A 12552-nucleotide genomic window follows, 5' to 3' on the forward strand; every position below is an offset into this window, starting at 1 on the left:
TGGTCACGTCGGCTGCTTGCCGGCCCGCCACTCCAGTGCCTGGGGTTCCTCGGTGAACTCGATCAGGTGCTGTCCGGTGAACGGCCTGAGCGCGTCCCGTACTTCGGTCGGGGTGGCGTAGAAGAACTCCTTGCGGCTGTTCACCTGGTTGACGCGGCGTTCGGCGAACTGCTTGTGGAGTGCCGATTCCAGTCCGACCGCGTCCTTGCTGAAGATCAGTGCGTGCACGTCGAAGCGGAACGGCACCGAGGCGCCGCTCAACTCGTAGATCCGGTCCAGTGGTTCGAGTCTGCGGGTCATGCCGATCTTCACGACGCGGTCGCCGAAGGCGCCGACGTTCGAGATGACGTACACATAGCCGGTGCGGATGTTCGCCGCGCGGGTCTCGACCTCCTGCAGCGCGCCCTCGATCTCGGCCAGTTTGGCGACCATCTCCGCGACCGCCGCCTCGTCGCCACGCTCGCGCAGCCGGTCGAGGGCGGCCTGATAGTGGCTGAGCTCCTTGTTCAACTTCTCGCGCTGCCGGTCGAGTTCGCGCTGGACGGCGGCCTCCTCGCGCTCCTTGGCGCGCGCCTCGCGCTGGGCCTCCTTCTCCTCTTCCTTCTTCTGCAGGAAGTCGGCGGTCAGCTCCAACTCCCGTACGCGCGCGTTGTGGTACTCGTCGCTGATGCGGATGTGCATGGTGGCGCCGAGCTTGGCGATCGTCTCGCGGCTCTTGTACAGCCGGTCGACGAGCGGGCGCAGCCGGTGCGGGCGCATGGTGCGCACCGCGTAGTCGGCCTCGGCGTTGTAGGCGCGCAGCATGAGCTTGGAGAAGTCGCGGACCATCTTCTGGCCCTCGCGCTTGGAGCCGTTCACCGTCCAGTCGGTGGCGCCGAGCACGGCCCGGTCGGTGCGGGCCAGGTTCTTGATCTCGGTCTGCAGGGTGTCGAGCCGGCTGCGGTAGGCGATGGCGTCCTGCAGGGCGTGCTGGTAGGCGTAGACACCGGCCTCCTGGAGCATCACGGTCTCGGCGGTGACGACGATCCGCGCCTGAAGCTCGGCCAGCCGCCGCTCGCCGTCGAACACCTCCTTACGGTGCCGGTCGGCGTCCCTGCGTGCCCGCTCGGTCTCCTTCGCCGTACGGCGCGAGTCGTCGAGGATCTCCTTGGCCGTCTCCCGAGCGTCCTTCAACACCCCCTCGGCCTCTACGGCGGCCTCGGCAACGCTCCGCTCGCGCAGGGTGGCCGCCTCCAGCTCGGTCCGCCGCACCAGGTCGGCCACCTGCGCGGCGTCCAGCCCCTGCGTCCTGCTGATCCAGGCCCGCAACTCGTCGGCCTCGGACAGCGCGTCCGCCCGCCGACGGCCGAACAGCCCGCTCTTACGGGGCGCGGGTACCGAGGGAGCGGCGGGGTCCGGCACTGCCACCGCCACGGTCCCGGGCGCGGCCTGCTCAGGTACCCACAACTGCCACCCGTCCGGAGGCGGCGGCCACGAGGGATCGGGCACCCAGTCCGGCGGCGGCACCCAACCCAGAGGCGGCACAGGCCAACCGGGCGGCGGATTGAACCGGTAAGCGCTCATTGCCCCATCCCCCCTGACGGATGGTCGCATTCTGTCGCCGTATCGCTACGCGCTCACCCTGGAGTTCCTCGTCGTGATCATTCTGTGACCGTGCGAAAGGGTCCGGCTCATCCGGGAGTTGGACAGTCCCGTTCGGGAGCCGTCAGCGCTGTCCCCGGATACGCTGCGCGACCTCGCTGTTCTCGGTCTCCCACCAGGGGCGGACGAGTTCCGGCCCCCCGGTCGCCGTTGCCTCCGTAGCCGATGTGGCGGCGGGCGTCGCCCGGACCAGTTCCGTGTCCAGGCGGCGGTCCAGGGCGGCCGTTTCGGCGCGTTCGGTGCGGGCCCATTGGACGAGGATCGCGAGGAGGAAGGGGAGGGCGACGAGTTCGGCGATGCCGACCATCGCGCCGCCGCCGAGTTGCTGGTCGTGCTGGACGTCGGGGGCCCAGGAGGGGGCGTGGTGCAGGTACCAGGCTCCGGCGATCAGTGTGCCGTGGGTCATCACCACGATTCCCGGGACCGCGTCGATGATCCCGTCGACGAACACCAGCGCCGCCCGCACCGGGTGGGTGCACCAGGCGGGCAGCGCCTCCTCGCGGGTGAGTACCGGGAGGACGAACAGGCTTCCGGCGAGCAGCAGTTGGAGGTACATGAGCTGGTGCAGCCAGGTGTGGGCCAGGGCCGTCTCGAAGTACGGCGTGAAGTAGATCGTCAGTTCGGTGGTGAGGACGAGGGCCGTGCTGACCAGTGGGAAGGTGAACAGGCGGACCAGTCGGCCGGTCAGCGTGCGCTGCGCTCGGGCGGCGGCGCGCTCGGGCAGGGCGCGCAGGGCCAGCCGTAGCGAATCGCCGAGGGCCAGGCCGAGCGGGGCGATCAGGTCCAGGAGGACGTTCTGGACGGCGGCCGGCCAGAACAGCACACGGTCGTAGACGGCCAGCGCGGACATCGTGGCGACCACGAGCGTGCCGAGGCCGAACAGCGCGAACGCGACGGTCCGCGCCAGCGGCCAGGCCTCGCCCCGGCGCCGCAGCCGCAGGACACCCCAGCCGTACAGGCCGCCGAGGAGTACGACGAGCAGCAGCGCGGGGACGTCCGCCTGCCAGGAGGAGAACAGCCGTCCCATGGTGAGCTGCGGCGGGTTCTCCATCGCGATCTACCTCCACGGCCTGCCGGATTCGCCGGATCTGCCGCAGCACTCTATGCCGCCGGGCACGGGGGCGAGGACCCGCCCCCGTGCCCGGTCGCTCCCTGTATGGAGGACTACATCGACTGGCGCATGATCCAGTCCCGGATGCCCGGGATCGTGTACGCGACCTGCCAGGTGGCCATGTGCGCACTGGTCGTCGAGCCGGTCGGTACGACGGTGCCGGTCTCGAAGGCGGCGAAGTTCACCGGGGTCCGCTGGGCCTTCATGCTGCGCACGTCGGCGGCGAACTCGGCGGCCGTGGACTGCCCGTCCCACAGCGCGGTGCTGACCGCGGTGCCCTGCTCCTGGATGACCTCGGTGATGGCCTGCTCACCGGGATAGGCCTTGGTGTCGTCGGCGGAGACGAGGATCCACAGGTCCTTCTTCGCCAGCGGCGCGGCCTGGCCCTCCGGCCACTGCCCGGCGACGATGAACGCCGCCGCGAACAGGTCCGGGTACTTGATGTTGAGGCCGAGGGACATCATCGCGCCCATCGACTGCCCGGTCGTATAGCGGCGCTTACGGTCGATGCTGTACTGCTGCGTGACCGACTCGACGAGGTTGGCGGTGGCGTCGAACAGCGTCGACGGCAGATAGTCGTCGTCGATCACGACCGAGCCGTACTCGGGTGCGAGCACGAACGCCTCGTGCCGGGCCTGGTCCTCCGGGCTCGCCCAGCACACCGCGCCCAGACCCTGCACCAACGGGCCCTCGGTGGCGACGTTGACCACGCTCGCGTCGTGCATGAACAGCACCAGCGGGTAGCTCTTGCGCGGGTTGTAGTGCTTGGGGACGAACAGGTTGTACTTCAGGGTCTGGCCGGTCGCCGGGTCGTCGAAGGTGAACTGCTGGAAGTCGTCGACGATCAGGTTCTTCACCGTGTCGGTGGTCAGCGCGGTGGTGCTCGCGGCGTACTGCGTGCCGCGGACCGTGGTGACGGTGCCGGCCTGGGTGAGCGTGGCCTTCGCCGCGACGATGGTGCCGCCGGGGGTGGTGTCGCCGACCTTCGGGCCGCCCGCCCCGACCCCGCCGCCGGAGTCGCCCGTCCCGCCGGTGGGCGGGGTGCCGGAACCCTGCTGGGTCACCCACAGCGCCGCCGCCGTGTCGTCCGGCGACAGCTCGACGATGACGTAGCGCCCGCCCCTCGCCCGCTCCGCGAGGTCGGCGGTGCGGTTCGTGTAGACCTTGGTCACGGTGCGGTCGGTGACGGTGAATGTCGACGTCGACAGCGAACCGCCGTCGATCTCTCTGTCGTATTCGACCGCTACGGCGACGAGCTTCTGCCCGGCTCCGAAGACCTGGGTGATGGCGGTGAGGCTTTTCACGTGGTCCCCGCCCGCACTCGTCCCGCCCGTCCCGCTCGCTTCGTCCGCCGAACTGGGGGTCGCGCTGCCGAACACCGCCAGCGCCCCCGCCGTCGCGGTCGCGGTACCGGCCATGAACCTACGCCTGTCCATGAGGGTGAGCTCCTTCGATCGAGGTTGTCAGGGCTGCCGAACGCCACTGTCCCGCCTCAATCTGTGCGGCGATACGAGAAAGGAGCCTCATTCTCACAGGATACGCAGAGCTTTCCTGGTGGTGCGCATGAATCCGCGTCGTGCAAGCTTAGTTAACGCGGGATATCGCGCCGCCATTATTGACTCGCATTCACCTGCCCTATTGGTGGCGGAAATTCGACGACGGAAACAAGTCACAATTGGAGCGAATTCGCAGCGAATTCAGGGGGACCGTTGACGGCCGGTGTCGGCTGTGCTGCCTGGCTGGCGGTGGTGGTGAGCCGGAAGTACCGCCCAGGCCGCGGGGGTTGGCGCGGCTTCCCGGCCTCGATCTTCGTACCAGACCGTCCGTCGACTCCCCGGCCAAGAACGCTGGACACCAGGTCCGCGAGCCCTGCAAGCTGCACCGACACACAGAACGGGGTGGCGTGGTGGGGCGTTCGCGGAGTGGGACTTCGTCGCCGGTCCAGGTGCGCTACCGGCTCACCGCGTGGCAACAGACAACGCCCTTTCTGCCCGCGGTCGTTGGGACAACGGCCGTCTTCTTCCTGTCCGCCCCCGACATACCACCCCCGGGCGGACTGACCGGCCTGGTGACGTTCTGGATCGTCGTGCTGGCGCTGGGGCCCTTGTTCTCCTTCCGCTTCGGCATCACCCTGACCCCGACAGCGGCCGTGGTCCACAACCTGCGCCGCCGCACGATCCCCTGGTCCGACATCCAGGGCGTCCAGATCGAATCCATCCTGGGTACCAGAACGGTCGTCCTCTACGAGGCGGGCGGCCGCCGCACCGCACTACGGGCACCCCAGACCGGATTCCTCTCCTGGGACCGCCATTTCGAGGAGAAGTTCCATGTCGTAGGAGAGTGGTGGCTCTCCCACCGCGGCCCCGACTGGATCCCGGTCCCACCCCCATGGGCCTGGTGGAACACTCCGTCCGCGTAGCTTGCCGAGGACGGGAGTTGAGGACTGCCGCGCCGGACGACCGGTGCTAGGCCTGGCCATGTCCCTGCGGACCGTCATAGCCCTGGCGGTCACGGCCGCGGCGGAACGCCGCACCCGCTGAAGCGTCTCGACCCCTTGGCCCGTCACGCATGGGAGAACGCGCTCGTGATCCTCGTGAACCGGAGCCACCGGGAACACGTGAACCGGAGCCACCGGGAACATAGGAAGTGCACTGCTGAAGGAGCTGCGCGTATGCGGTGCCGGACCGCTGAGAGGGCTCACCCGTGACGCCGCGCGGGCCGTGTTCCCCGAGGGTGTCGAAGCCGCTGAGGGCGACCTCGCGGAGCCTGAGGCCTTGAACTCCGCGATGGGCGGGGTGTGTTCGCTGTTTCTCGTGTCGCGGCTGGGCCCGGATGCCGACGTCCTTGAGGCCGCGCGGCGGCAGGTGTGGAGCATGTGGTGCTGGTGTCGTCCATCACGGGCCAGACCCATCCGCACCTCGGCCCCGCCGCGGAGAACCTGGCGGTCGAGCGGCTGCTGAAGGACAGCGGCATGGCCTGGACGATCCTGCGGCCGACCCAGTTCGCCTCGAATACCCTGATGTGGGCGGGGCCGATCCGTGAGCGCGGGACGGCTCGCGCACCGTATGCGGACACCGCGCTCCCCACGATCCACCCCGCGGACATCGCGTCGGTGGCACGGGCGGCGCTGAGCGAGCCCGGCCACCGGGGACGGACGTATGCCCTGACCGGCCCGGAGCCGGTGACTCCCCGGCAACAGGTCGAGGCCATCGCGGCGGCGCTGGGGCGGGAGGTGTCCTTCGCCGAGATCGGTCGGCAGGAGGCGCATGCCCAGATGACCGCGGCCTTCGGGACCGAAGCGGCGGACGCGGTCCTCGACGTCACGGGCGGGGATGTCAACGACGAGCTCCTGAGGGTGCGCGACACGGTCGCGCGGATCACCGGTTCACCGGCCAGACCGTTCCGGCAGTGGGCCGCGGAGCATGCCGACGCCTTGCGCTGACAGATGACACCCGGACCGGACCACTGCCCGAGCCGGGTCCGGGGTGCCGGTTCAGCCCAGGGACGCGCTCGCGGCGCGCAGTTCCTCCAGGGCCGTCAGGACGTACCCGGCGAGTTCGTCGTTGGCGTCGCGGTCGCCCTCGGTCCACTCGGCGAAGCCCCGTTTGAAGGCGAGGACGCCCAGCTCGCTGGCGAGGGCCGCGGTCGGATCGGGTATGCCGCGGGCGGCGAGCGCGGATGTCATCGCGGCCGCCAGGCTGACGGTCTTGAGCGCGTCACGCTCCTGGAGTTCGGTGCTGGCGGCGATGGCCGCCCGCACCCGAGGGGCGAACTCGCGGTTCTGGGGGCCCATCAGGCCGGAGGCGCGCACGAGACCGGCGGCGACCGTCTCCAGCGGGGTGGCATCACCGGGCGCCTCGGCGATTCCCTCGGCCAGCAGCCGGCTCAGCTCCTCCTGCCCGGCGACCAGCAGCTCGCGCTTGTCGGGAAAGTGCCGGAAGAAGGTGCTTTTGGTGACCCCGGCGCGCTCGGCGATCTGCGTGACCGTCGTGGCGTCGTACCCCTGCTCGGTGAACAGGTCGACGGCAGCCATGACAAGGCGTTCGCGCGCACCTGGTTCCCATCGACCCATGGGCACCATTCTATGTGATGGGACTCTTGTCCCATCACTCTGCTACGGTGATGGGACAAGAGTCCCATCACTTGTGAGGGAGTTTCCATGCGCGTCTTCGTCACCGGCGGCACCGGCCTGGTCGGTTCCGCCGTCGTCGCCGAACTCATCGGCAACGGCCATACAGTCCTCGCGCTCGCGCGGTCGGACGCGTCCGCGCGGGCCGCCGAGGCCGCCGGCGCCGAGCCGTTGCGGGGAACCCTCGCCGATCCGGACGTCCTGCGTGCCGGCGCCGCCCGGGTCGACGGGTTGATCCACCTGGCGTTCGGCAATGACTTCAGCAGCCCCGAGGCCTTCGCGGCGAACGTCGCCGAGGAGACGGCCGCGCTCACGGCCCTAGGCGAGGAACTCGTCGGCAGCGACCGGCCGTTCGTCACCGTCTCGGGCACGCCCTGGGTGACGAAGGGCCGTACCTCCACCGAGGCCGACCCGGTGCCGACCGACGGGCCGGTCGGCGGTCGCGGTCGCGCGGTCACGGCGGTCCTGGGCCTGGCCTCGCGAGGAGTCCGCAGCTCGTCCGTACGCCTGCCGCGCACGGTTCACAACGAGGGCGCGGGCGGTTTCGCCGGCCTGCTGACCGACATCGCACGCCGGACCGGGGTGTCCGGCTACGCGGGCGACGGCGAACAGCGCTGGCCGGCCGTACACGCCCTCGACGCGGCCGTCCTCTTCCGCCTCGCCCTGGAGAAGGCGGAAGCCGGCACGGCCTGGCACGCGGTGGCCGACGAAGGAGACAAGGTGCGTGACATCGCCGAGGTCATCGGCCGACGGCTGGGCCTCCCGGTCGAGTCGGTACCTCCGGACACCTACGGCCCCCTCGGCCCGATCTTCGCCGCCGACCAGCCCTCCTCCAGCACCCACACCCGCCAGACCCTCGGCTGGGAGCCGAAACACCCCAGCCTCCTGGAGGACCTGGAGAACATCCAGCCCTGAAACGAGGAGTGAGAATACGTCGAAGGGTCCCACCGCGAACGGTGGGGCCCTTCGACATCGTGCCCGGTGAGGCACTGGCGGAGGATACGAGATTCGAACTCGTGAGGGGTTGCCCCCAGCACGCTTTCCAACTGTGGTGGTGGGTGGCGGGGTGCGTTCGGTGGCGTTCACCTGCGTTCATAGACGGCTTGGCTCCCGGTGGCGTCGGTCGAGCCGCACGTGGGTGGAGTCCGGGTCCGGCTCGGCACCAAGTCCTCAAGCATCAGCATGGGTGGCAAGAGCGGTCGAGTGACCTTGAACAGCAAAGGCCGGAGAACAACGACGCTTCGGGCCGGCGGAGCCTCCGTGACATCGTCGAGTTCACCCGTCAAGCGGAAGCAGAAGCAGGCCGCCACATCGCCCCGCCCTGCGGCACCGGCACCTCGTTCGGCGAGACTCGGTCCTCTGGTGGCACCCCGGCGGTCTATCGCGAACGGCTGGGTGGCCTGCGATGGGAGAGCGATCGTCGTACACCGGGCAGGCCAGGACGACGTTCGGATCCCCGTCGTTCAGGTCACACAGGCGTGGCTACAAGGTAAGGACCTTGCCCTTATGGCGCACAGGGCGGTTGCAGGTTTCGGGTTCGTGCGGCTGGTCGGGTTGTGACCGGTTGGGGCGCATAGCAGAGCAGGCACGGGCTTCGTGATCATTGTGGTGTCCAAGCCAGATGATCACGAGGTGGCCCGTGCCTGCTGCTGCGTCCTCTCTCATCCCTGCCGTGCTGGTGACACTGGGCCCGCTGGACACCGGCCGGATCGCCGACCTGCGCCCTACTTCGACTCGGTGCCCGACCCGCGCGCACGGCGAGGCCGGTGGTACTCACTCACAGCGATCCTGCTGGTGTGCGCCTGCGCGGCTGTCTCGCGGGCCAGGGGCATCGACGAACTCGCCGAGTGGGGCCGGCGTGCCTCGACGGCACTCCTGACGGCGATCGGGATCCGCCGCCACCTGCTCAGATGGCGGCGCACTCCGGCGTTGGCCACGATCGGCCGTGTGCTGGGGGCTGTTGACGGTGACGCCCTGGACCGGGCGGTGGGCGCCTGCCTGGCCGACCGGCACCGTGCCGCCACCGCTCCCGCCCAGGCGCCGTTGCTCTCCGCGTCCCGACGGCCACGCGCGATCGCTGTCGACGGCAAAGCACTCAAGGGATCAGCCCGTCTCGCCGCAACGCGCCGGCATCTGCTCTCCGCAGTCACTCACGGCACCGTCGTGACCCTCGCCCAGGCGGGGGTCGGCGCGAAGACGAACGAAACCACACACTTCCCACCGCTCCTGGCACCGCTGGACCTGACCGGCACCGTCGTCACCTTCGACGCCCTGCACTCGGTCAAGGCGAACATCTCCTGGCTGGTCGAGACCAAGAAGGCCCACTACATCGCCGTGATCAAGACCAACCGGCCCACCGCCCACGCCCAACTCGCCGCCCTGCCCTGGCAGTCCATCGCAGTCCAGCACACCGCCTCCGGGGCCGGACACGGACGCAGCGAGTCCCGCTCGATCAAAACCTGCGGAATCGCCGACGAACTCGGCGGAATCGCCTCCCTCATGCCCGCCTGGCCACCGCGTCCACCGCCGCCGCAAGCCCACCGGCACACGCGAGACCCGCGAGAGCATCTACGCCGTCACCAGCCTCGACGCCCACCAAGTCGGCCCCGCCGACCTGGCCGTCGCGATCCGCGGACACCGGGGAGTGGAGAACTCCTCGCACCACATCAGGGACTTCACCTTCGCCGAGGATGCCTCCACCGTCCGCGCCGGGACCGCACCACGGGCCATGGCGACCCTCCGCAACTTCGCCATCGGCGCGCTGAAATCCCTCGGAGCCGACAACATCGCCAAGACCACCCGGGCGATCCGCGACGAACCCGAACGAGCACTTCCCATCCCGGGCATCACCAACTACCCCGGACAGCTACGGAACTTGATCAAGCCCTGGCACCAGCAGCCGAACGGGCGACCCGGTCCCGCCTGTCGCCGCACCTCAGGTTTCGCTCAACCGTGCGAACGGGGGTGGGAGTCGGCGCTAGGGTCTCTCCTCGGCGGCTGTAGAGGCCGTTGTCGACCAAAGAAAACCGAGGGGAACGCGTGCGCAGAATTTCGCGAATCATGTCGGCAGGCTGTGTCGCAGCGGCACTGGCCGTCATCAGCTCCACACCTGCCTCCGCCGCTGTGCCGATGAGTTGCCCGATGACCACGGGCTACGATTTCTCCGGCAGTCACAATTACTACCGAGACCTGGAACCCCGTTCCGGCGGCGACAGCGGTACGACAATCAGCATCACCTTCCACAAGGGAAAGACGACGACGTCCACCGTGGGCGGAGCGATCTCGGGCGAAGCGAAGGTGGTCTTCGTCAAGGCGTCGGCGTCGTTCGACTACCACTTCGCATGGCAGTGGGAGAACAGCTCGACCTACACGTGGTCGTGGAAGGTGCCGAACAACATGACGCACGGTTACCTGCACGCGGGTGTGAAGGTCAAGTACACGAAGTGGAACTACAACCAGACGCAGCCCAACTGCAGCACCAAGGTGCTGCGCAGTGGATCAGCGCGGCTGGTCTACGAGGGTCGCGAAACCTGGCACGGAAAGAGCTGATGCGCAGAAGACACCTGGCCGTACTGCCAGTCATCGTCATCCTGGCCGCCGGGTGTGGGGGAGGGGGAAATCGGGCTCCTGTGGCCAGCCCGTCGAAATCAGTGCTGGTGTCTGATCCGGACAGTCCTGACAGCGGAAAGGCGACGCCGGGCCATCTCGGACCCGGGACGGTCAAACTTCCTGTTTCTGCTGACCAGATCGCCGAACTAGGCGTCCGCTACGACTGTCTCGGACCTGGCGGTCTCACTGTCACTAGCGGAACCGGCCTCAGCGCCGAGGTCGGTGGCTGCGACGACAGCGCCACGTTCGGCGCCGGCATCAAGGCGAAGGATTTGCACGGCAGAAAATTCGCGGACACGGTCACCGTCACGGTCGGCAAGCGTACGAGGTGGCGTATGTCCGTGGACATCACCACCAAGGACGGTGTGAAGCAGACCGTCCACGGCTGATGGCGTGACGAGGCCCCCGCTGATGCTGATCTCTGACTACGGGCTGACGCGGGGGCGACAGGTTCCAGGCCGGTTCCGGCCAGGAAACCGATGCGGAGTTCGGGGTGGCGCTGGGCGTAGCGCAGAGTGCTCTTCGTGGCCCAGTACTCCAGTCGTACTTCGTAATCTGACGGATCAACGGGGTGGTGGGCTCAGTCGAGGTCGGTGAGGCGATGCTTGCAGTGGGGGTGCGACCCCATTCCGAGCATTCCGGGAGGCCCTGCATGACGCAAGGGGCACTGATCGCGACTGGCACCAATACCGGCTATGTGCGAGTCACGATTCAAGACCAGAATAACGGCCCACACCCGCGGACTCCTGGGAGGAGATCGTTGAGGTCAGCGTGCAGGCCCCGGAGGGACAACTCCGTGTAAGCGCCTTGAACTTGGGACCGTGGCCGACTCCACACTCCTCAGCCCCGCGGGACCCAGGGTGGCTTCAAGTTCCCGGTAGGAGTGGGCTGTCGGTGATGCCCCAGATCCAGAGGGCGTGCTCGGGTGCGTCCCGGATCGATCGCCCTGGGTCGTCGCCTTGGCGCTTGGACTCCGGCAGGGCTAAGCGCTCGGCCACTGGGAAGACGTCGATCTCGCCGCCGGGTACCCGTGTGGTCGGAAAGCCGGTTACTGTCCCAAGCGGGAGCAGCCCCGGCGCGAGCACAAGTCCACCAAGTCACGCGCGGGCCGACGCACCATCGGCCTTCCCGACCCGCTGATCAAGATTCTTCGGCAGCACCAGGAAGCTCAGGACCGGGAGCGGATCGCGGCCGGTACCGACTGGGAGGGCAAGGAGTACGTTTTCGCTTCACCCATCGGCGGTCCCCTCAGCCCCAACACCGACTTCCACACCTGGAAGCGGCTCCTCAAGGACGCGGGCGTACGGAACGGCCGGCTGCAGGACGCTCGTCACACCGCCGCGACCGTGTTCCTGATCCTCGGCGTCCCGGACGTGGTGATCGACTCGATCATGGGTTGGGAGCCCGGGGGAGCGGCCAGGATGCGCGCTCGCTACATGCACGTGACCGGGACCACGCTCCGCAAGGTCGCTCAGCAGGTTGGAGACGCACTCTGGGAGCCGCATCGGGCGGCCTAAAGCTCTGAACGGAGGTCAACGGAGGTCAGGGCGTGTGGGTCCCTCCCCCCTCCCGCTCCGCGAGGAAGTCATCGAGCAGTGCGAAAAGGGTCGTGATGACACGTTCTTCCTGCTCCGGTGAGAGCTGCCAGTGATTCCAGCTTTCATCGGGGAGGGCGATGTGGCGGACCAGACCCATCCAAGCGTGGTTTTGCATTCGCGGCCGCGCCTGGCCACCAGCCACTCACGCCAGCCATCGAGCCCGGGGCCGCCGTGCCGCCGGGCGTGGGCGTCGTAGCCGATCACGAAGCTTTCCACCCGGGCGAGTGTGGTCTGACCCACGAAGACCTCAGGGCCTTCGGAGACAAAGGCCCAGTACTCGCGCTCACTCATGTCTATGTGACTCACCCGCCCATCCTTCCGCATCAAAGTCGGCTGTCCCCGAACCCGAGCAAGTGACCGGAGACCAACGACGAAGGGCCCCACCGCGAACGGTGGGGCCCTTCGACATCGTGCCCGGTGAGGCACTGGCGGAGGATACGAGATTCGAACTCGTGAGGGGTTGC

At 68.5% G+C, this 12552-nt stretch carries 9 protein-coding genes and 2 pseudogenes; 7 read left to right on the plus strand and 4 right to left on the minus strand.

Features of this window, described 5'->3' with window-relative positions; genetic code table 11:
• Positions 1–3 precede the first annotated feature (3 nt).
• The 3 genes from ABZT04_RS42920 to ABZT04_RS42930 all read right to left on the minus strand — a co-directional run bounded on the left by ABZT04_RS42920 (position 4) and on the right by ABZT04_RS42930 (position 4188).
• Positions 4–1407: a DUF4041 domain-containing protein gene (locus tag ABZT04_RS42920; RefSeq protein ID WP_356065241.1), complete on the minus strand. Its 1404-nt coding sequence runs from the start codon at positions 1405–1407 to the stop codon at positions 4–6.
• A 298-nt stretch (positions 1408–1705) separates the two neighbouring features.
• Positions 1706–2692, minus strand: a complete 987-nt coding sequence (locus tag ABZT04_RS42925; protein WP_356065243.1) for a cytochrome c oxidase assembly protein — start codon at positions 2690–2692, stop codon at positions 1706–1708.
• A 113-nt stretch (positions 2693–2805) separates the two neighbouring features.
• Positions 2806–4188, minus strand: a complete 1383-nt coding sequence (locus ABZT04_RS42930) for an alpha/beta hydrolase-fold protein (RefSeq protein ID WP_356065247.1) — start codon at positions 4186–4188, stop codon at positions 2806–2808.
• Between the two features lie 470 nt (positions 4189–4658).
• Between ABZT04_RS42930 and ABZT04_RS42935 the strand changes: the two genes are divergently transcribed.
• Together ABZT04_RS42935 and ABZT04_RS42940 are read left to right on the plus strand one after the other, a co-directional pair.
• Positions 4659–5171, plus strand: coding sequence for a hypothetical protein (locus tag ABZT04_RS42935; RefSeq protein WP_356065249.1), 513 nt, complete (start codon positions 4659–4661; stop codon positions 5169–5171).
• A 235-nt stretch (positions 5172–5406) separates the two neighbouring features.
• A pseudogene (locus ABZT04_RS42940) lies at positions 5407–6194 on the plus strand (NAD(P)H-binding protein).
• A gap of 51 nt (positions 6195–6245) precedes the next feature.
• Here ABZT04_RS42940 and ABZT04_RS42945 read toward each other — a convergent pair.
• Entirely contained in the window at positions 6246–6824 is a 579-nt protein-coding gene (locus tag ABZT04_RS42945) for a TetR/AcrR family transcriptional regulator (protein ID WP_356065252.1), read from the minus strand.
• Between the two features lie 87 nt (positions 6825–6911).
• Between ABZT04_RS42945 and ABZT04_RS42950 the strand changes: the two genes are divergently transcribed.
• The 5 genes and pseudogenes from ABZT04_RS42950 to ABZT04_RS42970 form a co-directional block, all read left to right on the plus strand.
• Entirely contained in the window at positions 6912–7796 is an 885-nt protein-coding gene (locus ABZT04_RS42950) for an SDR family oxidoreductase (protein ID WP_356065255.1), read from the plus strand.
• A gap of 822 nt (positions 7797–8618) precedes the next feature.
• Positions 8619–9884 (plus strand): ISAs1 family transposase, encoded by a 1266-nt coding sequence (locus ABZT04_RS42955; protein ID WP_356065258.1) that lies wholly within the window; start codon positions 8619–8621, stop codon positions 9882–9884.
• Between the two features lie 138 nt (positions 9885–10022).
• Positions 10023–10430: a hypothetical protein gene (locus ABZT04_RS42960; protein WP_356065261.1), complete on the plus strand. Its 408-nt coding sequence runs from the start codon at positions 10023–10025 to the stop codon at positions 10428–10430.
• Between the two features lie 80 nt (positions 10431–10510).
• Positions 10511–10879: a hypothetical protein gene (locus ABZT04_RS42965; protein WP_356065263.1), complete on the plus strand. Its 369-nt coding sequence runs from the start codon at positions 10511–10513 to the stop codon at positions 10877–10879.
• A gap of 546 nt (positions 10880–11425) precedes the next feature.
• Positions 11426–12007 (plus strand): annotated as a pseudogene (locus ABZT04_RS42970) (tyrosine-type recombinase/integrase); the annotation flags it as partial.
• Positions 12008–12552 lie beyond the last annotated feature (545 nt).

This window comes from Streptomyces sp. NPDC005492 (genome assembly GCF_040605995.1).
Classification (GTDB): Bacteria; Actinomycetota; Actinomycetes; order Streptomycetales; family Streptomycetaceae; genus Streptomyces.